Origin of the sequence: Bradyrhizobium sp. SHOUNA76 (assembly GCF_023006445.1) — a bacterium.
GTDB lineage: Bacteria > Pseudomonadota > Alphaproteobacteria > Rhizobiales > Xanthobacteraceae > Bradyrhizobium.
The window spans coordinates 1-821 of sequence record NZ_JALBHA010001011.1; the positions used below are offsets into that span (position 1 = coordinate 1).

The window sequence follows — 821 nt, forward strand, 5'->3', positions numbered from 1 at the left end:
GTGCGACTGGCTTCCAGCCGCACGAATCGCTCGACGGCATGCTTGCGGTCGGCCTCGGGGATGCCGGGGCCGCGATCGGTGACGCTGAGTAGCACCTGGTCGCCGTCGCGCCTTGCCTCGATCGTGATCGGCCTTGTGTCCATGCTGACCACAGTTCCGCCGGTCTGCGCCGCCGGCTTGCCGTATTTGATCGCATTCTCGACCAGATTGGCGAGCGCCTGGCTGACCAATTCGCGATTGGCGTGAACCGGTGTCGGCTCGGCCTTGACCTTCAACGTCATGCCGTCGTCCTCGGCGAGCGGCTCATAGAGCTCGTGGATGCCACCCGCGACCTCGGCCGCGTCGAAATCATCCATGTTGCCGCGCGCCTGTCCGGACTCGGCGCGCGCGATCATCAGCAGCGCGTTGAAGGTGCGGATCAGACCGTCGGATTCCTCGATGGTCCGTTCCAGCGCCGCGCGGTAATCGGCTTCGCAGCCCGATTTTGCCAGCGCCTCCTCGGCGCGGTTGCGCAGGCGCGTCAGAGGCGTCTTGAGATCGTGGGCGATGTTGTCGGAGACCTCCTTCAAGCCAGCCATCAGCGCCTCGATCCGCTCCAGCATGGCATTGAGATTTTCGGCGAGGCGGTCGAGCTCGTCACCGCTCCGCCCCACCGGAAGACGCCCGCTGAGATCGCCGGTCATGATGCGCTGCGCGGTCCCGGTCATGGCGTCGATGCGCCGGAGCACGCGGCGCGCGACGAAGATGCCGCCGCCGAGACCGAGCACGACGACGATCAGGATCGACCATTGCGCCGCCTTGGCGACGATGCCGAACAGGCG

General features: G+C 66.6%; 1 protein-coding gene. It reads right to left on the reverse strand.

The genetic code is table 11. The features are described 5' to 3' along the window. Positions 1 to 821, reverse strand: an 821-nt coding sequence (locus tag MOV74_RS39345; RefSeq protein ID WP_246933012.1) for a HAMP domain-containing protein, incomplete at both ends; no start/stop codon positions are given.